The following is a 24,140-nucleotide window of genomic DNA, read 5'->3' on the forward strand; positions in this document are numbered from 1 at the left end:
AAACGCAGGATCCCACGCGGCCCGCGGGATGCGGGCAACGTGGGATCCGGGCGTGCCGAAGATGTGGTCAGTCGCTGACAATCAGGGTGTCTGCGCCCCGCACATGGGCTTTTCCGGATTCCAACAGCGGATCAAGAACCGTGCGAAGCGCCGTCATGGACTCGTCAACTTCCAGCAAGACCGGATGCTGGTAGGCAATGAGTGCCAGCAGGTCCCGGACCGCGGCCGCTGCTTCCTCGGCGGACAGCAGGGGATCGTGTCCAAGGAAGACATCAGACGGCTCGTCGGAATTGCCTTGGGCGTAGCTGATGGCGAACGCCTGGATCTTACCTTTCCGGCTGGCAGGAACGCCTTGGCCGAACGCACTCGCTTTGGGTGCGCGCAGGACGATTGCCCCGTGCGCGCCGGTCAGGTCATGCAGGAACAAACGCTGCACTGTGGCAATGCTCAGCTCTCCGGGGCTGTCCCAGTGGTGGACGTGGGAGTAGTACTTGCCCACCACGTCGCTCAGTTCCACCGAACCTGTAGCCAGGTCTTCCACGCGCTCTGAGGCGGCTTCCTCGGAACCGTCGCCAAAACGCGGCAGGGACAACGGCTCTGGCTTCACCACCACCAGTTGCGAGCGCTGAATGGGCGAAAGTCCCGCTGCCGCAGCAAATGCAGCACCGGCAGTGTCCGGCTCCACCTTGCTGCGCAGTTTCGAAACGCCCGACGGCGAGTTCCCGGCTTCCCGGCGGAGCATGGTCAGCAGGGTTGCACCAACGCCTTCACGGCGGTGATCCTTTGCAACCTCGACGTACGCCCAGAGCCGTTCCGGGTGCAGCGAAGCCTCATGGACAACACCTGCAGCGACGGGAATCCGTACGCCATCCACCACGTCCTCGGCCACGATGCAGCGGCGCCAGGGCTGGTTGCTGGAAGGTGCCAGGGCTGCACGGAACTGCTCTGCGGGGAGTGTTTCCGGGCCGCCCCAGATCTCCAGGAGGGCGAGGTCATCGCCTTCCTTCCATTCGCGGTAATCCAAAGCCACGGCTAGGCGCCGATCAGGCGTGCTGCAAGGTAGCCCTCAACCTTGTCCAGGGACACACGTTCCTGGCTCATGGTGTCGCGCTCACGAATGGTGACGGCCTGGTCTTCCAGGGTGTCGAAGTCCACGGTGATACAGAACGGGGTACCGATTTCGTCCTGGCGACGGTAGCGGCGGCCGATGGCGCCGGCGTCGTCGAAGTCGATGTTCCAGTTCTTGCGCAGCTGGGCGCCCAGTGCCTTTGCCTTCGGGGACAGGTCCTCGTTACGGCTCAGCGGCAGGACGGCGGCCTTGACCGGAGCCAGGCGCGGATCCAGTTTCAGCACGGTGCGGACATCGACGCCGCCCTTGGCATTGGGTGCCTCGTCCTCGGTGTAAGCGTCGATCAGGAAGGCCATGAAGGAGCGGGTCAGGCCGGCGGCGGGCTCGATCACGTACGGGGTGTAACGCTCGTTGGTGGCCTGGTTGAAGTAGCTCAGGTCCGTGCCGGAGGCCTTGGCGTGGGTGGAGAGATCGAAGTCCGTGCGGTTGGCGATGCCCTCGAGCTCGCCCCACTCGGAGCCCTGGAAACCAAAGCGGTATTCGATGTCCGTGGTGCCCTTGGAGTAGTGGCTGAGCTTCTCCAGCGGGTGCTCAAAGAATCGGAGGTTGTCTTCACGGATGCCCAGGCCCGTGTACCAGGACATGCGTTCCTTCATCCAGTACTGGTGCCATTCTTCGTCCGTGCCGGGCTCGACGAAGAATTCCATTTCCATCTGCTCGAATTCGCGGGTACGGAAAATGAAGTTGCCCGGCGTGATTTCGTTACGGAACGACTTACCGATCTGGCCGATGCCGAACGGCGGCTTCTTCCGGGATGTGGTCAGGACGTTGTTGAAGTTCACAAAAATGCCCTGGGCCGTTTCGGGACGAAGGTAGTGCATGCCTTCGTCGCTGGCCACCGGGCCGAGGAAGGTCTTCAGCAGACCGGAGAATTCCTGGGGCTCTGTCCACTGTCCGCGGGTGCCGCAGTTTGCGCAGACGATGTCCGCCAGGCCATTTTCTGCCGGGCGGCCCTTCTTTTCCTCGTACTCTTCCTCGAGGTGGTCGGCACGGTAGCGCTTGTGACAGGAAAGGCACTCAACCAGGGGGTCGGAGAAAACCTCCACGTGGCCGGATGCTTCCCATACCTGGCGGGGAAGGATGACCGAGGAGTCCAGGCCTACAACATCTTCGCGGCCGCGAACCATGCTCTGCCACCACTGGCGCTTGATGTTTTCCTTCAGCTCCGCACCGAGGGGACCGTAGTCCCACGCAGAACGGGAGCCACCATAGATTTCACCGGCCTGGAAGACAAAGCCCCTCCGCTTGGAGAGTGAAATGACCTGGTCAAGGACGGATTTTGCTGCCATGGGTAACTCCATTTGTTCTACAGGGCCGCTGGGTGCGGTCCGCGGTGGTTTGCCCCGGAATCCGGACGAGGTTGTCCGGCGGGGTGCTGGGGGAAAGTTGTTCCTCTAACCCTACCGGCCTTTGGCCGTTGATCTTCGTGCGAATGCTCCCTTGGGCCAGGGCAACGTGGCCACGATGATCGCAATGAGCGTCAGCACCGTACCCAGCACCGTGGGCAAGGCGACCACCGCTCCGGGACTGGGGATCACGACGTCGAGCACCAACGATCCCACCAGTTGCCCGGCGATCATGCCCAAACCCGTGATCAGGACGCCCAAGCTGCGGACCAGCAGGGCCGCCAGTCCAATGAAGAGGCAGCCCATGGGGCCACCAAGGTAGTACCACCACTCACCGGGCAGCGGATTACCCGGCCCGGCCACGGACAGCTTGATGATCCACGCGATCCACAAGATGGCTGACCCGGCAATGAAGTTCACCAGGGTGGCGGCGATGGGCGTCCCATAATGCACTGTGGCAGTGCCGTTCATCGCCTGCTGGAAGCTCATGAAGAAACCGGCGGCCAACGGCAGGAGGACCGGCAAAACGAGCGAGGCGACGTCGGCGTCGCCGCCGAACCGCGGTGAAACAGCCCAGGCGACGGCCGCCACGGTCAGGACACTGCCAAGGACCCGAACTCCGGTGATGGCGCGTTTTCCTCCCGGGCCGATTCCCATGCGGTCCACGAGCAAGCCACTGAGCGTTTGTCCCGTAACGGCCGCGACCGTGAACAACGCAACGCCCAACAGGGCAACCGTGAACGACTGGGCAAAGACGAACAGTGCGCCAATGGCACCGGCCATGACATAGAAGCGGGGAAAACTGCGGTTCCGGACAGCAGGAATGATCCGCTGCAGGCCGGCCCTGCCCCTGGGCGTGGCAAGGGAGATGGCGCTGATGAGCAGGAGCCCTGTGGTGAAGCTCACCACAGATGCGGCGATGCCGTCGTCCAGTTTCGCGCCGAGGGCCCCGTTGATCCTTGCTTGAAGCGGGATGACCAGGCCTGTCGCTACGGCAATAGGGAGGCCAATGACCAGCGGGAGGGTGGGACGGGGAGAAGGCTGCGGCACCGTCACCACACTACTTCAGGCATCATTGCTCTATGAGCAACCCCGAAATTGAAGAGATCCCCATCCGCGACGACATGATCCGCCTGGGCCAGCTGTTGAAGCTCGCCAATCTGGTGGAGGACGGCGTTGAAGCCACGGAGCTCATCAAGAACGGGTTGGTTAAGGTCAACAACGAAATTGATGACCGCCGCGGACGCCAACTCCACGTCGGAGATACCGTCACCGTCAACGGCCAGACGGTCCGGATCACCGCAGCCTGACGCACTGAGATTTTGTACAGATAACGCCCTCCAGAACGGCTCTTAGGGGCGTTATCTGTACAAAAACTCAATCAGTGAGGACCTTATGGGTGAGGAACTCGCCCACGTGTCCGATCTCCTGCTGGTTGATGCCGTGCCACATCCCCGTGTAGAGCACTTTGGTGAGGTCAACGTGCTTGCGCACCCAACCCATGGTGTATTCGATCTTGTCTTGGGTGATGACGGGATCCTGCTGGTCACGGCCCCAGAACATGGGCAACGATCCGTCCAGTTCACTGTCCCGGAAGGCGGCGTCAGCGCCGGCGTCGATCACGAAGCCTGAAAGCCCGACGACGGCGGCGAAGTCCGCGGGACGGTAGCGGAGCATGGTGGTAGCCATCGCCATGCCCATGGAGAAGCCCAGCAACGTCACTGACGAGTGGTTTGCTTTGACCGTGTCCAGCCATTCGAGCGCATACTCGGCTGCGTGCTTCACGGCGTCCAGTGAGTAGTCGATCGATGCTGTCAAAGGGAACCACGTAAAGCCCGGCCCCATGGGCATCGGCGCGCGAAGGGCAGCCACTACGAAGCCTTCGGGAAGCAACCCGGCCAAGCTGAAGAGGTCCTCCTCGTTGGAGCCGTAGCCGTGCAGCAGGACCAGGAGGGGCTTGCCTGCGCGCTCGGCTTCATCGTGGGACCACAGGACAACGGGGGCTGGAAAGGCGGGTGCTTCAGTCATGGCTCCATTCTTGCAGTTACCCACAAGTAACAACCTACGGTGGCGTAGGGTCGACGTCACGGTGCAGGATATGAGCGTGAGTGAGAACAATCCTTTACTGAAGCCGGGCGAGCCCGTCCCGGAGCCCCACGAACCCGTTCAAAAGCACCCATGGACCCGCTATGTGGCCTTGGGTGACTCCTTCACCGAGGGCATCGGCGATCCCGAACCCCGGAACCCCGGCGGTCACCGTGGTTGGGCGGATCGAGTGGCCGAGGAATTGGGCCGCGGCCAGGACGACTTCGCCTATGCCAACCTTGCCATCCGTGGCAGGCTGTTGCAGCAGATCATCGATGAACAAGTGGGCCCGTGCTTGGAGCTGCAGCCTGACTTGGTATCCATTTCAGCTGGCGGCAACGACCTCATCCGCCCAGGCGGCGATCCCGATTTGTTGGCTGAAAAACTCGACGCCGCAGTGGCGGAGCTGAGCTCCGGCGGCGCTACCGTGGTCCTTTTCAACGGCCCGGACACGGCAGCATCGGTTCTGGGGCGTATCCGCGGCAAGGTTGCCATTTACAACGAGAACCTCCGGACCGTGGCTGCACGCCACGACGCCATCATCGCGGACATGTGGTCCTTGCGGCAGCTGGCAGACCCCCAAATGTGGGATGCCGACCGCCTGCATTTCTCCCCGCTGGGCCATCACACCATCGCCATGATGGTGCTGGACGCACTGAACGTCCACCACACTCTTGAGCCCCTGATGCCAAAGTCCCTGCCGCCGCGCACGTGGCGTGAGGCGAGGTCTTCGGACCTCGTCTGGGCCCGCGAGTACTTTGTCCCATGGGTGATCCGGAGGCTTCGGCATCGGTCCTCCGGCGATGGCATCAGTCCAAAACGTCCCACGCCGGGTCCCGTCTTCGGTTCCACCGGCACCCTGTTGCCACGCCGCTGACGTGACGCTTCTTCGCTGCGAGGTCCGCCATGCCGGGTGGTAGCTCCCTGTCCGCGGAGAGCGTCCGGCGGATACGGCTCCGGCGGCAACAACTGCGGGCCCCCCACGCCGGAGGCCCCGCGGACGTGGTCCGTAACCTCCTGGCCGTCCAGTCACAGGAGTTCGCTTATGCGAGGTGGACCCTTGCGCAGAGAAGCTCCGCCGGCTCGCCACCGGTGGTCACGGCCGCGGACGTGGAGCAGGCCGTAGCGGACGGAACCATCCTGCGGACACACATCCTCCGCCCCACCTGGCACTTCGTGCACCGGGACGACCTCGGCTGGTTGATGGGATTGTCCGCAGAGCGCCTCCACCAAGGCAACAAAGGCATGTACCGCCAGACGGGAATCGATGAGGACGCTGCTGCCGCAAGCGGCCGGATCCTGGCCGCGGCCGTGGCGGACGGGGCCCACAAAACGCGGGAGGAACTGGCCGCAGTCCTGGGACAAGCCGGCTTCCCCAGCAAGGGCCTGGGCTTCATCTATCACCTCATGCACGCAGAAATCAGCCGTGTCCTGGTCAGCGGCTCCCCCGTCCGTTCCGCCGGCGGCGCCCTGAAACAAACGTATGCCTTGCTCGAGGAACGCGTTCCCGGGTTCCTAACCTCACCGTTGGCCGGGGAGGATCGTGAACAGGCACTTGGGCAATTGGCGCTGCGATACTTCAGCAGCCGGGGCCCCGCAACAGTCAAAGACTGTGCGGTGTGGTCCGGGTTGACCATGAAAGACGTGAAGCGGGGAATCGATGTGGCTGAGGAGATCTCCCCCGGGAGCCTGGGCACTGTTCACTTTGATGGCCTGGAGTTTTATCTGGCATCTGAAGAAGTGGGGGCTCTCACCAACGGCCACCATTCTTCAGCGATCCAGGACGGCGGGCTCCCCCGCCTGGACCTCATCCAGTGCTACGACGAATACGTGATGGGCTACTCACAGTCCCGGCACTTCCTTGGTGGAACGGCTCCCTACTTCCCCGAGGACAACGGACCCATGCACGTGGTCCTGGTGGACGGCAGGCTGGCCGGATGGTGGCGCCACGGTTTCTCCGGAAGGGCCTGCGAACTCGATGTCCGCATGAACCGGCCGGCAACTGCAGCAGAGCAGGACGCCTTGCAGGCCGAGGCGGATCGTTACGGCCGGTTCCTGGGCATGGAGACCAAGCTGGTGTGAAATAGCCGGGGCTTGTTCCGGGAGACGGGCCGCGTCCAGGTGGCAGGACTAAGCTGGGTTAAGACCTAGGAGGCCTGCACTGTGAACAATCTGATCTTCTGGATCATCGTCTGCTCGTGGCTGATTCCCCTCGGAATCCGCATGTACAACCGCTCCCGGGCGCGCCGGATCCAGAACGACACCTTCCGCGGCCCGGGGTACCCGCCGCAGAACCTGCCGGGACCGGGGTATCCGCCGCAGAATTACCAGCAGCAGGATTACCCGGGACAGGGCTACCCGGCGCAAAGGTACCCTTCACCGGGCTACCCGGGCTACCCGTCCGAGCCCACCGTCATCCGCCCTGTGGATGACGCGCCGCAGTCCGTGTCGCCGTCGAACCCGTCATCCCCCACCCCGTTCGCCTCGACGAGCGGGTCCGAGCCGCAAGGATACCGGGCTCGCAAGCTGGCCGAGCTGGATACAAAATTCAGCAACGGCGAGATCGCCATGGAGGATTACATGCGGCAGCGCGGCGAGATCATGAATGGCTGAACTGCCTGGCATCGGACGTTCCTTGCCGTTTAAGCAGGGTCAGCACACCAGCGTTTAGGCGAAAAACGCTTCGCGGAGCTGGGCTGAGAGCTGGCCGATTTCGGTGAGGAAGCCATCATGGCCGATCGGCGCTTCAATGACGTGGACCGGCACCTCGCCAGGGAGCGCAGCGGCCAGTTCCCGGGACTGGGCCGGGAAGTAGAGCCTGTCACTGTCCACAGCCGCCACGAAGAACTCCGCCGTGGCACCCGAAAGCGCCGCTTCCAACGATCCGCGCCCCCTGGTGACGTCGTGGGACATCAGTGCCTCGGTGATGGCGATGTAGCTGTTGGCGTCAAAGCGGCGGACCAGTTTGGTTCCTTGGTGGTCCAGGTAGCTTTCCACCTGATACCGACCCCGGTCGCCCAATGCTGCGGCGGCGAGCGGAGTCTCCTGGTGCTGGGCTTGCCGGCCAAAGCGGACGTCCAGCTCCAGTGCCGAGCGGTAGGTGATGTGGGCGATGCGCCGGGCCAAAGCCAAACCGTGCTCAGGCGCGGGGCCACCGTAGTAGTCGCCGTTGTTGAAATTCGGGTCCTGCCTGATGGCCAGGGTTTGTGCCTGGGCAAAAGCAATCTGCTCGGCCGTGCTGTAGGCGCCTACGGCGATGACTGCGCAGCGTTTGACCCGATGGGGGTATGTCACAGCCCACTCAAGGGCGCGTGCGCCGCCCATGGATCCGCCCAATACGGCGTGCCAGGCGTCGATTCCCAGGGTATCGGCGAGGCGCGACTCTGCCTCTGTGCTGTCGCGCAGGGTGACCAGCGGGAATCGCGAGCCCCACGGGCGTCCGTCCGGGGCTTCGGATGATGGACCGGTGCTGCCGTAACAGCCGCCCACGATGTTGATGGAGATGACAAAGAACTTGTTGGTGTCGATGGTGGCACCCGGACCAACGAGTTGCTCCCACCATCCTTCCTCGTCCGTGGCTCCGCGGGCTACGTGCGTACTGCCGGTGAGTGCGTGCTGGATGAGCACCGCGTTGGAGGCATCCGCGTTCAGCTGCCCCCAGGTCTCATAGGCGAGTACGACGTCGGGGAGGAATCCGCCGGCTTCAAGTTCCAGTGGGCCGATGCCGGCGTACTTGACGGTTCCGTCTTCTTCTCCGGATTTTGGAAGGGCTGTAGCAGTAATGGTCATTCCTTTGACACCTTAACCTCGCGCTTGCCCGTCGCCTTGCGTGCGAACAGGCCAGGTCTTCACCCGGGGCACCCCACCGCGGAGGAGGGTTGCCGGCCAGCAAGCCGGGGCTGTGTGCTGGCACTCATGACCTAATACGAAGAGTCTAGGAAACACAGGGGGGTTCTGGCGAAGAATGTGACAACAGTGTGACGGTCAAAGGTCATTTCGTTCGCCTACGAGCACCCGCCACTGCCGCCCGGCGAATTTTCGTCGGCGCGGGCGGCAGTCGGTCTGGTGCGTTGGGCCGTGGGCGTCAGGCGCCCTTGGCAGCCCGGAATCCGGCTTCGAGGTCCGCGATGATGTCATCTACGTGCTCGATACCGACGGACAAGCGCACCAGGCCCGGGTTGACGCCGGCAACAAGTTGCTGCTCCGCGGTCAGCTGACTGTGCGTCGTCGACGCCGGGTGGATGACCAGCGAGCGGACGTCACCTATGTTGGCAACGTGCGAGTGCAGTTCCAGACCATCCACAAAACGCTTGCCCGCTTCCACGCCACCCTTGATGTTGAAGGCAACGATTGCCCCCGTGCCCTTGGGTCCGTACTTCCGGCCACGGTCATACCACGGGCTGGATGGCAGGCCCGCGTAGGCGACCGATTCGACGTCGTCGTGGCTTTCAAGCCACTCAGCTACCTTGGTGGCGTTCGCTACGTGACGCTCCACGCGCAGGCTCAAGGTCTCCAACCCTTGGGCAATGAGGAAGGCGTTGAACGGAGACACGGCCGAGCCGAGATCACGAAGCAACTGGACGCGGGCCTTGAGGATGTAGGAGAGGTTGGCACCCAACGCACCGTCCTTGCCGAGGTCCCTGGCGTAAACCAGCCCGTTGTAGCTGGGGTCCGGGGTGTTGAAGCCGGGGAAGCGTTCCGGGTCCTTGCCGAAGTCGAAGTTGCCGGAGTCCACAATCACGCCGGCAATTGCGGAACCGTGACCGCCCAGATACTTGGTTGCCGAGTGGACCACAATGTCAGCGCCCCACTCGATGGGACGAATGAGGTACGGCGTTGACAGGGTGTTGTCCACGATCAGGGGCACGCCGGCCTCGTGGGCGACGCGTGCGATGCCCTCAATGTCCAGCACGTCCTGCCGCGGGTTGGAGACAACCTCGCCGAAGAACAGCTTGGTGTTCGGCTGGACGGCGTCACGCCACTGATCCAGCTTGTCCGGGTCCTCCACGAAGGTGACGGAGATGCCGAATTTCTTCAGAGTGTGTGCAAGCAAGTTGTAGGTGCCGCCGTACAGGCTGGGGCTCGCCACGATGTGGTCGCCGGCCTCAGCAATGTTCAGGATGGCGAACGTCTCCGCGGCTTGTCCTGAGCTAAGCAGGAGTGCTCCCAGGCCACCTTCCAGGCTCGCGATCCGCTGCTCCACGGCATCCTGCGTCGGGTTGCCGATCCGGGTGTAGATGGGTGCGAGCTCCGCCAGGGCGAAGCGGTTGGCAGCGCTCTCGGCACTGGGGAACACGAAGGACGTGGTCTGGTAGATGGGAAGCGAGCGCGCTCCGGTGGCTGAGTCCGGCTCTTGGCCTGCGTGGATTTGGCGGGTTTCGAAAGACCATCCTTGGGACATGGAGTTCTCCTGTTCGTGACGCATGGGTTTGGCAGCAGTGTGGTGCAGCTGAACTGGGGCCAGTCTAGGAACTGTCCGGAAGTCAGAACAGCTTTATGACGCCGATGGAATCTTTCGGTCTCTTCGCGTCCTCGCATGACGCCCATAGCGAAAGTTACACAGATCCCACCTTAGTTAGGCTTGACTTAGCTGAGACACTGATCACAAAGTGCCAAGATGAAGCCATGCGCATGGATCACGTCTCTTACGCCTGTGAACGAGATGGCCTTTTGGCCACTACCGAACGAATTTCCGCGGCATTGGGAGTGGACGCTGTCCGGGGCGGAGTGCACCCGCGCTTCGGTACCCGGAACATGATCATTCCCCTCGCGGATAACAAATACCTGGAAGTTGTGGAGGTCCTGGACCACCCTGCTTCCGACAAAGCACCCTTTGGCCAAGCCGTCCGTGCACGGTCGGCTGCCGGTGGAGGTTGGATGGGCTGGTGCGTCGCCGTTGATGACCTCGCCCCGTTCGAGGACCGCCTTGGCCGCTCCGCCGTTCCGGGCAACCGCAAGTTCCCTGACGGCCGCGAATTGGTGTGGCAGCAGATTGGTATCCTCGGCTTGATCGCCGATCCCCAGGTGCCGTACCTGCTCAAGTGGGAGGGCGACCCCTCACTTCACCCGTCCAGGATTTACGAGAGCGACGTCAAGATGTCCAGCCTCACCATTGCGGGCTCGGCTGAACGCGTCACCGAGTGGTTGGGTGAGCCGGTGGAAAAGCCGCTTGAGGATGTCGCAGTCCAGTGGATGGCACCGCACGGCACCCCCGGCATCCTGGCTGTCACTTTCGAAACCGCTACTGGAGCCGTCACCATCTAAAGCAGTTCCCTCCAAACTTCGGCCGCCATCAGCGGGTGCCAATGACGTCACCCAGCGATGGCGGCCGAATACCTTTAACGTGCGCTCTAACCGAGGCCTATAGCCTTGCCGAACAGGCTGAAACCTACGAACGCTACGATGTCCAGCAATGCGTGGGCAATCACCAAGGGCATGACCCGCTTGGTCTTGGTATAGATCCACGCGAACACCAACCCCATGACCACGTTGCCGATGAACGGCCCAAAACCCTGGTACAGGTGGTAGCTTCCCCGCAGGAGGGCACTGACCACAATGGCTACCGGCATGCTCCAGCCGAACTTGCCAAAACGATCCATGAGGTAGCCCACCACGATCACTTCTTCCACGATCGCGTGGCGCATGGCCGAGAGGATCAGCACTGGCACCGTCCACCAATAGGCGTCCAGGCCGCTGGGCACAATCGCCGTGGTGATGCCCAGGGCGCGGCCGGCGGCGTACAGGCCAAGCGAGGGGATCCCAATCACAGCCGCCAGGCCAAGACCCTGAAGAAGGTCCTTGCCGGGACGGGCAAAGTTGAAGCCGAGCCGTGCGAAGGCTGAGCCACCGCCGCCGTCCTTGTGTCCGGGTGCGTGGGTGGACAGGAAGTAGAACACCAAGGCCACCGGCACCAGAGCGAACACGATGTCCAGGAGTTGGTACGTGAGGTCAAAGTACTCGCGCGTGCTCTGGGAGCGGTTCAGCGTTGATGTGGCATCTGCCAACGGTGACCGGGTCATTTTGTCCAGCAGCTGCACTACGGAGTAAACGGCCGACTGACCCAGGGACAAACCCAGCACTATAAGTACTTCGGCTCGCAGCCGTCGACGGGAAGCAAGGAACATGTTCCTATCTTGCCCTTACTCCCTGCTACTTTGCCGGGAACAGCGCATCTTGCCGGACCTGGCACGGCAGCCACCCTATGCTTGGTGAGATGGGCGCCCCTGAGAGAATCTTCATGATCCGGCATGGACAGTCTGCCGCTAATGCCGACACCTCCATCTACAACCGTGTGCCGGACTACCGCATCCCGCTGACGGACTTAGGCGTGGAGCAGGCGAGGATCGCCGGGGAACACCTGCGCCGAAAGCTCGATGGTGAGCAGGTCTGCGTCTACGTCTCCCCCTACCTGCGTGCCTATCAGACCCTTGAAGCCATGAACCTCGGCTCCCTGGTGGAGAGGGTCATAGAGGAACCCAGGCTTCGCGAGCAGGATTGGGCAAACTTTCAAATCGCCGGGGAGATCGAGGACCAAAAGGAACTGCGCAACCTCTACGGCCACTTCTTCTACCGGTTCCGCGAGGGCGAGTCCGGCTCGGATGTGTACGACCGGGTGTCATCCTTCATGGAGACGCTGTACCGGCACTGGCAGAAGCCTACGTACGCCCCCAACACCCTCCTGGTGACTCACGGGCTGACCATGCGCCTGTTCTGCATGCGATGGTTCCACTGGACCGTGGAATACTTCGAATCGCTCAACAACCCGGACAACGCCGAGCTACGCACCTTGATAAAGAACGACGACGACCAGTACAGCCTGGATATACCGTTCAGCCAGTGGGTGCCCAGGGAGGTAGACGACTCGGTCCTGCACGCACCAAGGATGCGCTTCTAGCTTCTCCTTGCGGCCAAATATCAGCTGGCTGGCGCGACGATGACTTCCGTTCCCTTGACTTCAAACGCCGCTTTGTTTTCGGCGCTGATGCCGGAGTCCGTGATGAGGTGCCTGAAATCGTAGCCGGCCATGGCGGCGAAGGAACGGCGGCCCACTTTTGAGGAATCGGCCACCACATAGGACTCTGTTGCCCGGCGTGCCATCACGGTGTTGACCATGGCTTCGCCTTCGTCCGTAATGGTGGGGCCAAGATCCGGGTCCACGCCGTTGACGCCAATGAACGCAATATCCAGGGCAACTTTTTGCATGATGACGTCCGTGTACGGACCCACCAGTTCATAGGAGCGCGGATTGAGGATCCCACCGGTGACCATGATTTTGATGTTCGGCCGGACAGCCAACTGTGAGGCGATGTTGATCGCATTGGTGACCACGGTAAGGGTGGGTGTGTGGGATGGCGCGTTGAGGTCTTCCCGTGTGGAGAGCACCTGAGCCAATGCCGTGTTGGTGGTACCGCCGCTGAGGCCAATGACTGCACCGGGACGGATCAACGCTGAAGCGGCCAAAGCAATCTCCTGCTTGGCCTCGGCGTGGTCGTCCCGGTTGTACCGGCCGGGAAGGTCGTAGGCGACGGACCCGGTGGTTGCACCGCCGCGGGTGCGGCTCAGCAGCCGCTGCTTGGCCAGGCTGTCAAGATCCCTACGGGCCGTGGCAGGTGACACGCCCAGGCGGGTCACGATGTCCTCGACTTCCACGTGGCCGGACTCGGCCAGGAGGTCGAGTATGGCAGTCAGCCGATCGGTGCGGGTCATGACAAGCCTTTCGCGGGTTCGGCGCTAATTCGCTTTAGCGAACAGCGTCAGCATACGTGCAGACTCCAGCACAAGGGCTTCACGGCCGGCCTTGATGTATTTCCGGGAATCCACCACTGCAGGATTGGCATCGAGATACTCACGGACGGCGCGGGTAAAGAACCCGTTCAAATGTGTGGATACGTTGATCTTAGTCATACCCGCGCGGATAGCGGCTATGAGCATGTCATCTGACACACCGGATGAGCCGTGGAGGACCAGTGGTTTTCCCACCGCTGTCTTCAGCCTGGTGATGAGGTGCAGATCCAGGGCGGCACTGCGTTCGGTCATGGCGTGGGATGAGCCAACCGCCACGGCCAGGGCGTCCACGCCGGTTGCCTCGACGAACGCCCGGGCTTCGTCGGGGTCTGTTCTGACACCGGGAGCGTGTGCTCCGTCTTTACCACCCACTTTTCCCAGCTCGGCCTCTACGTAAACACCGCGTTTGTGGGCGTAGGCGGCAACCCTTCGCGTGACTTCTACATTCGAACCGTAGGGCAGATGCGCGCCGTCGTACATGACGGAACCGAAACCGAGGTCCACAGCGGCCAGCGCAAGGTCTTCGGATTCTGCGTGGTCCAGGTGGAGGGCAACAGGGACAGCGGCTGAGCGGGCGATGGCCAGTGCCGCCGATGCGATGGGCTCAAGTCCGCCATGGTACTTGGCGCAGTTCTCGGAAATCTGCAGGATCAACGGCACGCCGGCTGCCTCAGCCCCTGCCACCAGGCCTTCGGCGGTTTCGATGTGAATGATATTGAAGGCGCCCTGGCCCGCGCCAGCTGACGCGGCCCTGTCCATGAGTTCCCGTGTATTGACCAGGGTCACCGGGTCTCCTTCCATGTGACGATCAATTGCTCTTGAAGTTCCTGGTACCGCGGTGAGATTTCGCCTGCGGCGGGCATGAGAACGGCCGCGGCCGACCATGCGGTGGCACGGCGAAGAATGTCGCGGGGCTCGGTAACGCCTTCGGCGAGTGCGACGGCGGCAGCCGCCACACCGGCGTCGCCCGCCCCTGTGGGGTTGCCACTGAGCGCTTCGGGCAGCCGTGCGCTCCAGTAGCCGCCCGGGGCGGCGTGGTCGAAGGCGAGCATGCCGTCCGCGCCGGCGCTGACCAGGACCGTGCGGGCACCCATATCGATCAGAGCCAGAGCGGCTGCTTCAAGGCTGGACTCCCCCGTCGCTTCGGCGAGCTCGTGATGATTCGGCTTGAGGATGTCGGCGCCGGCTTTGGCTGCAGCGATGATTCCGGGTCCGGAGGTGTCGATGATGGCCGGGATACCGGCGTCGTGGGCCAGGCGCACGAGTTCCGGGTAGAAGTCCGCGGGAGCGCCCGGCGGCAGGCTTCCCGAACCGACCAGGACGGAGGCCTGCAGGTTTCGGTTCCCGCTCACGGCCTCAACCACGGCGATCCGGAGTGAGCGCCAGTCGTCGGGAAGGAGCGCTTGGCCCTCCTCGTTGAAGATGGAGGTCTCCCCGGCGACGGTATCCACCAGCGCGATGCTGCGGCGGGTCTCGGCGGCGACTCCCACCAGGGAGTGCGGCACTCCGCTGGTCCATAGTTCAGCTGCGAGGGTCTGCCCCGCCGCACCGCCGGTGGGTGCAATGGCGAGCACGGGGTATCCGAGTTGGTGGGTGACCCGGGCTACGTTGATCCCCTTGCCGCCGGCACGGCTCAAAGGGGTGGGCACGCGGTGGCTTGAGCCCTCGGTGATCCCGTGGACGGTGTAGGTCATGTCGATCGCCGGATTGGCAGTGACGGTGATGATGCGGTTCACGTTGGCTCGCTTCATTGTGCGCCTCCTAACACTGCCCTGGCGTTCATGGCCGCACCGAGCAAGCCTGCGTCCTGTCCCAGCTGGGCACGGATGAGCTGGGGCCGACGCTGAAAGTCCAGGATCCCGTCAACCCGCTTGCGGAGCGGCTCCAGCAGTTCGTCGCCGGCTTCGGCGAGTCCGCCGCCAATCACCACGGCTTCAGTTCCAATGATGTTCACGCATTGGCAGATGGTGAAAGCAAGGGCATCAACGGCATCGTCCCAAACGCGTGCAGCGACTGTGTCTCCTGCGCTCGCCCTAAGCAGGACCCCGCGTGCACCGTTCACCCGGTTTCCCGATGCCCGGTGGTACCGCTTGGCAATGGCGCCGGCCGAGCCTACTGCTTCCAGGATGGTGGAACCGGTGGCGCCGGGGGCGGCGTCGGGGTCCGGTACCTGGGCATGGCCGAGTTCGCCGGCGAAACCGCCGGCGGTGACAGCCTTGCCGCCGGAGAACACGGCTGCGGCGATGCCGGTACCTACCACCATCACCACAACATCGTTGAACTCTTTGGACCCGCCGAAGCTGTGTTCAACAGCTGCAGCGGAACGGACATCGTGGTCGAATGCGACGGGGATGCCGAGCCGCTTTTCGGCTTCAGCTTTGAACGGGAAGTTCCGCCATCCGAGGTTGGCGGAGTAGATACCCACTCCGGCCACGGAGTCCACAATCCCGGGGACAATGATGCCTGCTGCCTCGGCGGGGGCTTCGGGAAACTCCGAGGCCAACTCGGCTTTAAGCTCGGCCAGCCTGTCCAGGACGGCTTCGCCGGGGCGGGCCGGATCAAGGGGCGTGGGGACGCGGCGCATGCCCAGGACAGCACCCCTGGCGTCCACCAAACCTGCCTTGATGTCCGTCCCGCCAACGTCGAAGGACAGGACCGGTGAATTTGCGGCTCCGAGAACCATGATGGGATGCCTAGGCGGAGGCGTCGAGAATAACGGAGCGCGTCAGGTTGCGGGGCAGGTCCGGATTCAGGCCACGGACGCGTGCACGCTCCAGGGTTACCTTATGGACACGTGCCAGTTCAGCCAACGGGTGCTTAGCCGTGGTGATGTAGAGCGCGCCCGTGACGGCCATGTCAGCGTCCAAGCCCTCGGGCTGGTTTCCGAACAACCAGGTGACGCGGCCGGGGGCGGCGATGGAGATAGGGCCGTGACGGTATTCCTTGGCCGGGTAGGACTCGGTCCACCCTTGGACTGCCTCGCGCATTTTCAGTCCGGCTTCATGGGCCAGCCCAACCGTCCAACCGGTACCGAGGAAGGTGAATTGCTCAGCATCGAGCAGTTCCCGGGAGACCTCTGCCGTCACTGCGTCACGGGCATCCTCGATTGCCTGCTGTACGTCAATGTTCAGGCTGGTCAGCAAATAAACCAGCGCCGTGGTGGCGAAGCGGGTTTGCACCACTGAACGCTCATCGGCATATGGGAGGCCAACCACGACGTCCGCCAGCTCGACGATCGGTGAGGAGGTGTCGCCGATGATCGCAACGGTGGGGACGATCCCCCTCAGCTCAGCCAGAATCTCCAGCACCTCAGTGGTGGTACCTGAGCGCGTGATGGCCACAACGGCGTCGTACTGGCGGTCGGCACTGTTGCTGTTCAGGAAGGCCTCGGACGCTGCGAACGCATCCGTGACCCCTTTACCAGCGGATTCGCGTGCAGCGGCGTAGCTCTGGGCCATGAACCAGGACGTGCCACAACCGATCACGGCGATGCGCTTGCCGTCGGCGGGAAGCAATTGCTCCGCACGGGCTTGCTCCACGGCGCGCTGCCAAACTTCGGGCTGGGATACCAGCTCTTCTTCCATGAAGGCGCCCAGTGTGTTCTCGCTCATCGTGTGTCCCGCTCCTGCTCAGCCAAATGACGTTTTCTGATCTATAGAAACACTAAACGATCATTTTCGATCTCACAAGGATCACCTGAGCGCAAGGACCACACAATAGGCGAGCACGTGACAGAGGGGTAACAAAACAGGGAAAACATGTTCTCTGATGTGCACTTAAGTTAACCGGCTGTTAACTATTGTCAATTCCTGTCTCATGCAGCAGTGTTAGTTAGGTCCGAAAGAACATGATTGTAAATAGCTTGGAAAAATCAAGAAGGAGCATAATGCCCCGCTTGTCATCCCCTGGACGCCTCGCCTCATTGAGTTTGGCCTGCGTCGTCGCCTCATCCTCTTTAGGTCTGCTGGCCATTCCGCCCGCTGCCGCAGCCCCCACCGCCCAACCAGCAGATATCGTCAGCGCTGCCGACACTGCCACCATCACCTCAGGCGAACTCCACGTTGACGTCGCCACTACGTTCCCGCAAGTCCTCGGCTACACGGACGCTGCAAGCAAAGCCCGCCTCGACGGCACCACCACCCGACTCACCACCATCACGCTCAATGGCACGGAGTACACAGTCTCCGGAACATCCTCCGCCTCCGGGGAAGAGGCAAGGGACTACGTCCTTACGGTTCCCGAGTTCGGCAACACCGTGCTCAAGGCCCGGCTTTCAGTGAAGAAGAACGTGGTCTCCTTCAACATCACGGAAATCAAGGACTCCGCGGAACACCAAGTCAGAACCCTGCAACTCCCCCGGATGAACCTGGTGACCGTAAGCTCCACGCAGCAAGGATCCCAGGTGTCCACGGCAAACCTTTCCGTGGACCGGAGCGTGACGGGAGACGAGTTCACGCCCATCACGGCGTCCACTCCTGTGGATGCCGCTGCCAAGAGTTCGGCCTACGCGCTGGCCAACACTGCTTCGTTGGGTGCCGCCGTCGAATCCAACGCTTTATATGACACGTCCTCCGGGCCCGGTTCGAAGGACCGCGGCCGCTTTTGGCGCCAAGCCATCAGCGACGGGGCAGGCGGAGTGTCCATGGGCGTGGCCAGCGGCCAGTGGCTCTACCGGGCCGAGGGCTCCACCACTACCGAGGAACTCCCCTGGACCCGCGTCGCCATTACCTCTGACGCCAACAACGACGGCGGCGTGGACTGGCAGGACGCCGCAATCGCCATGAGGTCCATCCAGGTCAGCCCCAACAAGGGTGAACAGACCCCGGACAATGTGATCACCCACATCCCGTTCAACTTCGCCTCGCAGGCAACCCACCCGTTCCTGCGCACCCTTGATGACGTGAAGCGCATCTCCCTGGCCACCGACGGGCTCGGACAAGTAGCCATGCTCAAGGGCTACACCAGCGAAGGCCACGACTCTGCCAACACGGATTACGGCAACAACTTCAACACCCGCGCAGGCGGCCTCGGGGACTTGAACACGTTGGTCAAGGAAGGCAAGGAATGGAACGCCAGTTTCGGCGTCCACATCAACGCCACTGAGATCTACCCTGAAGCGAAGTCCTTCAGCGAAGACCTCCTGCGGGCAGATAAGGGCCTGGGCTGGAACTGGCTGGACCAGTCGTACTACATGAACCAGCGCCAGGACATTAACTCCGGCAAGCTCGCCCAGCGCATCAAGGAACTTCGCGAGGCCACAGACAAGAACCTGGACTTCGTGTACGTGGACGTCTACTACGAGTTCGGCTGGCTCGCCGAACGGCTTCAGCAGGAACTCGTCAAGAACGGGTTCCGTGTGGGCTCCGAATGGGCCGACCACCTGTCCCGGAACAACACCTGGTCCCACTGGGCCAACGACGAAAAATACGGTGGCTCCACCAACAAGGGCATCAATTCCCAAATCCTGCGCTTCATCAACAACACCCAGTCAGACGTCTGGAACCCCGATCCCAAGCTCGGCGTAAGCCACATCGTGGAGTTCGAAGGCTGGACGGGACAGAACGACTTCAACGCCTTCAGCGAGAACGTCTGGACCGCCAACGTGCCGGCGAAGTTCCTCCAGCACCACCCCATCACCAAGTGGACTGCAGAGCGGATCGACCTCGCCGATGGTGTGGCCGTCACTGGAAACACCGCCGAGGAACGCAACATCACCGTGGGCGGCGCATCCGTATTGCAGGGTGGAACCTACCTCTTGCCGTGGTCCTCCAAGGAGAACGGCAAGGCTGACAAGCTCTACCACTACAACCCCGCCGGTGGCGCCAGCACCTGGACCCTTACTCAGGACTTCGCCAAGTCCAGCTCGCTGGAACTGTTCAAGCTGACCGACAACGGACGTGTGAAAGTGGCCGACGTCCCCGTGGTCAACGGACAGGTCACCGTCACGGCCGACCCCAAGCAGGCCTACGTCCTTGCCCCGAAGAACAACAAGGCCGAGCTGCCCAAGAACGCCGACTTCGGCGAGGGCACCGCTTTCAACGATCCCGGCTTCAACGGCGCAGACCTCTCCCCATGGACCCCCACGGGCACTGTCACCCAGGTCCGCGACGACAAAGGCCGCCGTTTCGCCGAGATGGGGGCATCGCCGTCGTCGATCAGCCAGGAAGTAAGACTGGACGCAGGAACCCAATCCGTCAGCGCCTGGATTGAAATCCAGCCGGGCACGAACCGTCCCACCACGCTCTCCGTCAGCGTCGACGGCAAGACCGAAAGCGTCACTATCGATTCGTCCAACGCGGAAAACTACGTGGCCGGCGACGAAAAGCACGGGACCGCATTCCAGCGTGTGCGGGTGCTGGTGGACGTGCCGCGGAACAACACCAAAGCCACAGTTTCAGTGAAAGCGGCCGACGGCGATTCCACAGTACGCGTCGATGACTTCCGGGCGGTGAAAACCACCCGAGTGGCCACCACCGGTGTGCTCAGCGAAGACTTCGAAAACGTGGACCAAGGCTGGGGGCCGTTCGTCAAGGGCGACGCCGGAGGTTCCACGGATCCACGCACCCACATCACCGAACGCCACGAACCCTTCACCCAAAAGGGCTGGGACACCAACGTGATCGACGAAGTACTGGACGGCACGTGGTCGCTGATCGCCCATGACGAAAACCTCGCTCCCAACGGCGGCCCGGGCCTGGTCTACCGCACCACCGAGGCATCCGTGCCGTTCCAAGCGGGCCACAAATACAGGGTGTCCTTCGACTACCAGAACTCCAAAGCCGGGCAGTACGCCTGGGTTTCCGGTTATGACTCGCAGGCAGGCCCGGCCGTGACGGCCAGCCAGCCCATCGACGCGAAGACGTCCACCGCGCGGTTCGAGCAGATCCTGGACACGGGCTTCTGTGGAGACTACTTTGTGGGGCTGCAGCGCACGGGCAGCTCGAACGGTTCTGATTTCACGTTGGACAACTTCCTGGTGGAAGACCTGGGCGCCTCGGAAGCCGTCCCGGCCTGTGCCCAACTCTCGGCAGAACTTCAGAGCGACGTAGTCCAGCAAGGCAAGGCCCAGGAGTTCGTCACCACATTTGTGTCCGACGAACCGGCAGCCATCAGCGACCTCGCCGTTGCTTTGGAACTGCCTGAAGGCTGGACGGCAACTCCTTCCACACCGTCTTCCGCGGACACCCTCCCCGCCGGCGGTACGCTCACCACCACATGGAAGATCACCGCACCCGCTTCTGCTGATGGCGACTACCCCATCACGGCCAAGGCAAGCTACACCACTACTGCTTCGCCCGCGGGAGGCCGAACCATCAGCACCACCACCACCGTGCGGACGCTGCCCAAGCCGCCCCAGGCCACCGTGTTCGCCAGCGACCACCCTTGGGTCAGCTCCACCAACGGCTGGGGACCTGTTGAAAAGGACCAATCCAACGGCGGAACCGGGGCCGGCGACGGAACGCCACTCACCCTGAACGGAACCGTCTACGCCAAGGGCCTCGGAGCCCACGCCAACGGTACTGTCCGCTACTATCTCGGCGGCTACTGCACCGCCTTCACAGCAACAGTGGGAATTGATGACGCCCAACCGACGCGGGGCAGCGTGAAGTTCTCCGTGGTAGCCGACGGCACCACCAAGGTCACCACACCCGTACTTGGAGCCACCAGCACTCCCCTGCCACTGACCGTGGACGTCACCGGCGCCCAATACGTTGAACTGGTAGCCAACGACGCCGGCGACTCCAACGGCAACGACCACGCAGACTGGGCCGATGCCAAGTTCACCTGTTCGACCACCCCGCAGGAACCTCCGGCCCCCGTCCTCTCCGGCAGCGTCTTCGCATCGGACCTCCCATGGATCGGCAGCACCAACGGCTGGGGCCCCGCCGAACGGGACCGGGCCAACGGTGAGCAGAACGCCGGTGACGGACCAGCATTGCGGCTGGACGGCGTCGAATATGCCAAAGGCATTGGAGTCCACGCCGACTCGAAAATCAGCATCGCCACCGAAGCCAAATGCAACGCCTTCACCGCCTCGGTGGGAGTGGACGACGCCAAGCTGAACAAAGGCCTGCACGGATCAGTGGTGTTCATCGTCAAGGGCGATGGCCGCGAACTCCTCCGCACGCCCGTCCTCAGCGCCGATTCCGCAGCACTACCCCTCAACGTGGACATCACAGGTGTCCAGAACGTCGAGTTGATCGCCGACAAGAACGGCGACGACGCTGGCGACGACTGGGGCGACTGGGCGGACGCAAAGTTCAGCTGCGCATAGTCCATCTTTCCCTCAGTAAAGAAGGGCGGCGTTCCCACCGGAACGCCGCCCCTGTCTTGTGGTTGTGCTAGACAGCCCGGACGCCCGCCCGCCACACCGAATGAGTCAGGGGAATCCCGGGACGGTAGGCCAAGTGCGTGGCCGACGGCGCCTTCAGCATATGCAGGTCTGCGCGATGTCCGACGACCAGCGAACCCACCGCCCGTTCGCCGTCGACGTCGTTCCCCGACTCCCTGCCCAGCGCCAAGGCGCCGCCGTACGTCGCCGCCCGGACGGCCTCGTGAACGCTCAAACGCATCTGGAGCACCGCAGTGGTCACGCAGAACGCCATGGAACTGGTGTACGAGGTCCCCGGGTTGCAGTTGGCAGCCAGAGCGATCTGCACGCCGGCGTCAATCAGTGCACGGCCCGGGGCAAGGGGCTGGCGGGTGGACAGATCGCATGCGGGAAGGCACGTAGCAACCGTGCCACTGGTGCCGCTCCCCGTTGCCGGATCCCAGCCAGCCCACGATTCCGCGAGCGCCAGTACGTCCTTATCCGACAGGTAGTTCACATGGTCCACGCTCGCAGCCGCGAACTCCACAGCCAGGGCCACACCGGGCCCCTCGCCCAACTGGTTGCCGTGGACCCGCAGCCCCAGGCCAGCGTCGCGCGCAGCCGTCAGGACCCGACGCGACTGATCCTCCGTGAAGGCCCCGCGCTCGCAGAAGACGTCCGCCCAGCGGACGTGCGGCAGGACGGCGTCGAGCATGGGGCCGCACACCAGATCGGTGTACTCCTCCGGATCGGAGCCGTTGGGGACCAGGTGTGCACCAAGGTAGGTGACCTCGTCCACTTCAGCTGCAGCGATGCGGGCGCTGCGGGCCTCGTTCTCCACGTCCAAGCCGTAGCCGGTCTTGCTCTCCAAATACGTGGTTCCCTGCGAGACCGCCTCAGCCACGCGGTCGCGCACCAGGCGGGTCAGTTCGTCGTCGCTGACGCTGCGCGTGGCACCCGTGGTGACGGCGATGCCGCCGGCACTGTAGCTTTCACCAGCCATGCGGGCTTCGAACTCCGCCGTGCGGTCCCCGGCGAAGACAAGGTGCGAGTGCGAATCCACCCAACCGGGCAGGACGGCGCGGCCCTGGGCGTCGATCTTTTCGTCAGCCGCGGGAGCGTCCTTACTGGACCCCAACCACGCGATGCGCTCTCCTTCGATCACCATCGCTGCGTCCTTGAGGACCCGATGCTCCAGATCCTGGGTCATCAATTCGCCGATGTTGGTGATGAGGGTGGTGGTTGGATTGGTTGCGCTCATGACCCTATTGTTCAGCGCCGAATGGACCAACGTGCGGCCGCGAGCTGCTCCGCTGTCCGGGATTCCGGACTGTCGGGCGTGACGTCGCCGAGGATGAGTGCTGCGGCCAGCTCCGCGATGGCGGAGGATGTCTGGAAACCGTAGCCACCTTGTCCGGCGAGCCAGAAGAAGCCAGGGGCTTCGGCGTCGAAACCCACCACAGGGATTCCATCCGCGGCTTCTGTCCTGAGGCCTGTCCATGCGCGGTCCACGGAACGGATGCCCAGCGATGTTACAGCGTTGAGCTTGCCGATCAGCGCCTCCACGTCACCGGGGTAGGGTTTCGCGTCCTCCGCGCCGCTGGGCACGGTTTCCGACGGCGATATCAGCACCTGGTTGCCCTCGGCGCGGAAGTAGAACGTATCGTCAGCAGCGCACACCATGGGTGTTTCCGGCGTCAACGGGTTCTGGACGTTTACGATCGCGGCCGTCCGTCGGTATGGCTGCAGTCCCAGTTTCTCCACACCGCTGATAACGGCCAGTTCATCGGCCCACGCACCTGCCGCATTAACCACAACGCCGGACTGGAAGCCTTCGGTGCCCGCCCCCACTTGCCAGCCGCTCCCCAGACGCTGGGCCGAGTGAACTTTGGCCCCGGTGATAATGTCCACGCCTGCAGCTTCCGCGGTCCGGCGGTGTTCGTCCAGCAACAACGGGGCGTTGCAGCCGAAGGAACCGTTGTCCAAACCTGCGGCTGTGAACGAATCCGGGTTGAGGGCCGGGCACAGCTGCATGGCTTCTTCGTGGGTGATGGTGTGCATGTTGCCGCTAGCCTCTGCACGCACGGTTTCCTCGTCGCCCACCAGCATGAAGCCGCGCGGAGTGAGAATTGGTTCTGCTGCCTCCGCGTCCCGTTCTGCCAGCATTTCGAGTGTGCGGATGGTCAGGTCCTGAACCACTGCCGGACCATAACTGGGGATCAGCTGCCGGGCCGAGCGCGAGGAAGTGTGGAAGGCCAGGGTTTGCTCCGCCTCTACAAGGGCCACAGTGCACTTGCCTGCCAGGGCCGCTGCCAAGGACAGTCCCCCGATGCCGCCGCCAACGATTACCACGTCATAATTCGAAGCCATAGCTCCATCCTGTCAGACCGTAGCCGGGCGTGGACATCTTGGCCCACGGCAATCCCGCCACCCCCACGCTCTCTCACATCCCGGCCCCTAAAACCCCTGCGGTCGTCAAGTTTTT

General features: G+C 63.0%; 21 protein-coding genes and 1 riboswitch. Of the genes, 7 read left to right on the forward strand and 14 right to left on the reverse strand.

What is annotated here, in order from left to right:
- Positions 1 to 67: 67 nt before the first annotated feature.
- The 3 genes from EU811_RS18270 to EU811_RS18280 form a co-directional block, all read right to left on the reverse strand.
- Positions 68 to 1,030 (reverse strand): GNAT family N-acetyltransferase, encoded by a 963-nt coding sequence (locus EU811_RS18270; protein WP_142939730.1) that lies wholly within the window; start codon positions 1,028 to 1,030, stop codon positions 68 to 70.
- 2 nt (positions 1,031 to 1,032) lie between these two features.
- Entirely contained in the window at positions 1,033 to 2,418 is a 1,386-nt protein-coding gene (locus tag EU811_RS18275) for a glycine--tRNA ligase (RefSeq protein WP_142939731.1), read from the reverse strand.
- Positions 2,419 to 2,529: 111 nt separating this feature from the next.
- Positions 2,530 to 3,534, reverse strand: a complete 1,005-nt coding sequence (locus EU811_RS18280) for a DMT family transporter (protein WP_142939732.1) — start codon at positions 3,532 to 3,534, stop codon at positions 2,530 to 2,532.
- A gap of 23 nt (positions 3,535 to 3,557) precedes the next feature.
- Between EU811_RS18280 and EU811_RS18285 the strand changes: the two genes are divergently transcribed.
- Positions 3,558 to 3,785, forward strand: a complete 228-nt coding sequence (locus EU811_RS18285) for an RNA-binding S4 domain-containing protein (protein WP_062067368.1) — start codon at positions 3,558 to 3,560, stop codon at positions 3,783 to 3,785.
- 67 nt (positions 3,786 to 3,852) lie between these two features.
- Here the strand turns inward: EU811_RS18285 and EU811_RS18290 are convergent, their stop codons facing one another.
- Positions 3,853 to 4,503 (reverse strand): alpha/beta hydrolase, encoded by a 651-nt coding sequence (locus EU811_RS18290; RefSeq protein WP_142939733.1) that lies wholly within the window; start codon positions 4,501 to 4,503, stop codon positions 3,853 to 3,855.
- A gap of 70 nt (positions 4,504 to 4,573) precedes the next feature.
- Between EU811_RS18290 and EU811_RS18295 the strand changes: the two genes are divergently transcribed.
- The 3 genes from EU811_RS18295 to EU811_RS18305 all read left to right on the forward strand — a co-directional run bounded on the left by EU811_RS18295 (position 4,574) and on the right by EU811_RS18305 (position 7,173).
- Entirely contained in the window at positions 4,574 to 5,437 is an 864-nt protein-coding gene (locus EU811_RS18295; protein WP_238703455.1) for an SGNH/GDSL hydrolase family protein, read from the forward strand.
- A 29-nt stretch (positions 5,438 to 5,466) separates the two neighbouring features.
- A complete protein-coding gene (locus tag EU811_RS18300; protein ID WP_142939734.1) occupies positions 5,467 to 6,642 on the forward strand; it encodes a winged helix DNA-binding domain-containing protein in 1,176 nt (391 codons plus the stop codon).
- Positions 6,643 to 6,723: 81 nt separating this feature from the next.
- Entirely contained in the window at positions 6,724 to 7,173 is a 450-nt protein-coding gene (locus tag EU811_RS18305) for a hypothetical protein (protein ID WP_142939735.1), read from the forward strand.
- 54 nt (positions 7,174 to 7,227) lie between these two features.
- Here the strand turns inward: EU811_RS18305 and metX are convergent, their stop codons facing one another.
- Both metX and EU811_RS18315 read right to left on the reverse strand, forming a co-directional pair.
- Positions 7,228 to 8,349: a homoserine O-acetyltransferase MetX gene (gene metX / locus EU811_RS18310; protein ID WP_142939736.1), complete on the reverse strand. Its 1,122-nt coding sequence runs from the start codon at positions 8,347 to 8,349 to the stop codon at positions 7,228 to 7,230.
- 15 nt (positions 8,350 to 8,364) lie between these two features.
- Positions 8,365 to 8,481: riboswitch (SAM riboswitch) on the reverse strand.
- Positions 8,482 to 8,644: 163 nt separating this feature from the next.
- Positions 8,645 to 9,985, reverse strand: coding sequence for a bifunctional o-acetylhomoserine/o-acetylserine sulfhydrylase (locus EU811_RS18315; RefSeq protein ID WP_274595840.1), 1,341 nt, complete (start codon positions 9,983 to 9,985; stop codon positions 8,645 to 8,647).
- Positions 9,986 to 10,185: 200 nt separating this feature from the next.
- Between EU811_RS18315 and EU811_RS18320 the strand changes: the two genes are divergently transcribed.
- Positions 10,186 to 10,824, forward strand: a complete 639-nt coding sequence (locus EU811_RS18320) for a VOC family protein (protein ID WP_043469963.1) — start codon at positions 10,186 to 10,188, stop codon at positions 10,822 to 10,824.
- 86 nt (positions 10,825 to 10,910) lie between these two features.
- On the opposite strand, the gene EU811_RS18325 is transcribed toward EU811_RS18320, so the two are convergent.
- Positions 10,911 to 11,684: a CPBP family intramembrane glutamic endopeptidase gene (locus EU811_RS18325; protein WP_142939739.1), complete on the reverse strand. Its 774-nt coding sequence runs from the start codon at positions 11,682 to 11,684 to the stop codon at positions 10,911 to 10,913.
- Positions 11,685 to 11,773: 89 nt separating this feature from the next.
- Between EU811_RS18325 and EU811_RS18330 the strand changes: the two genes are divergently transcribed.
- On the forward strand, positions 11,774 to 12,454 hold the full coding sequence (locus EU811_RS18330; protein WP_142939740.1) for a histidine phosphatase family protein: 681 nt from the start codon (positions 11,774 to 11,776) through the stop codon (positions 12,452 to 12,454).
- Positions 12,455 to 12,474: 20 nt separating this feature from the next.
- Here EU811_RS18330 and EU811_RS18335 read toward each other — a convergent pair whose 3' ends face one another.
- Genes EU811_RS18335 through EU811_RS18355 form a run of 5 tightly spaced genes read right to left on the reverse strand, consistent with a single transcriptional unit; the run spans position 12,475 to position 16,955 of the window.
- Positions 12,475 to 13,266 carry a DeoR/GlpR family DNA-binding transcription regulator gene (locus tag EU811_RS18335; RefSeq protein WP_142939741.1) on the reverse strand — a complete coding sequence of 264 codons (792 nt, stop codon included), beginning with the start codon at positions 13,264 to 13,266 and terminating at the stop codon, positions 12,475 to 12,477.
- Positions 13,267 to 13,290: 24 nt separating this feature from the next.
- The gene (locus tag EU811_RS18340) at positions 13,291 to 14,145 is read right to left on the reverse strand and encodes a class II fructose-bisphosphate aldolase (RefSeq protein WP_142939742.1); all 855 of its coding nucleotides are present in this window, start codon (positions 14,143 to 14,145) and stop codon (positions 13,291 to 13,293) included.
- Positions 14,127 to 15,095, reverse strand: coding sequence for a 1-phosphofructokinase family hexose kinase (locus EU811_RS18345; RefSeq protein WP_142939743.1), 969 nt, complete (start codon positions 15,093 to 15,095; stop codon positions 14,127 to 14,129). Before EU811_RS18345 ends, EU811_RS18340 begins: the two co-directional genes overlap by 19 nt.
- Positions 15,092 to 16,027 carry an ROK family protein gene (locus tag EU811_RS18350; RefSeq protein ID WP_142939744.1) on the reverse strand — a complete coding sequence of 312 codons (936 nt, stop codon included), beginning with the start codon at positions 16,025 to 16,027 and terminating at the stop codon, positions 15,092 to 15,094. The genes EU811_RS18345 and EU811_RS18350 overlap by 4 nt, the downstream gene beginning before the upstream one ends.
- A gap of 10 nt (positions 16,028 to 16,037) precedes the next feature.
- Positions 16,038 to 16,955, reverse strand: a complete 918-nt coding sequence (locus EU811_RS18355; RefSeq protein ID WP_142939745.1) for an SIS domain-containing protein — start codon at positions 16,953 to 16,955, stop codon at positions 16,038 to 16,040.
- A gap of 275 nt (positions 16,956 to 17,230) precedes the next feature.
- On the opposite strand from EU811_RS18355, the gene EU811_RS18360 reads away from it, so the two are divergent.
- On the forward strand, positions 17,231 to 21,619 hold the full coding sequence (locus EU811_RS18360) for an endo-alpha-N-acetylgalactosaminidase family protein (protein WP_142939746.1): 4,389 nt from the start codon (positions 17,231 to 17,233) through the stop codon (positions 21,617 to 21,619).
- Between the two features lie 67 nt (positions 21,620 to 21,686).
- On the opposite strand, the gene hutI is transcribed toward EU811_RS18360, so the two are convergent.
- Positions 21,687 to 22,916: an imidazolonepropionase gene (gene hutI / locus EU811_RS18365; RefSeq protein WP_142939747.1), complete on the reverse strand. Its 1,230-nt coding sequence runs from the start codon at positions 22,914 to 22,916 to the stop codon at positions 21,687 to 21,689.
- Positions 22,917 to 22,927: 11 nt separating this feature from the next.
- On the reverse strand, positions 22,928 to 24,025 hold the full coding sequence (locus EU811_RS18370; RefSeq protein ID WP_142939748.1) for an NAD(P)/FAD-dependent oxidoreductase: 1,098 nt from the start codon (positions 24,023 to 24,025) through the stop codon (positions 22,928 to 22,930).
- Positions 24,026 to 24,140: the final 115 nt, after the last annotated feature.

The sequence above is a fragment of the Arthrobacter sp. TS-15 genome (assembly GCF_006964045.1).
Classification (GTDB): Bacteria; Actinomycetota; Actinomycetes; order Actinomycetales; family Micrococcaceae; genus Arthrobacter.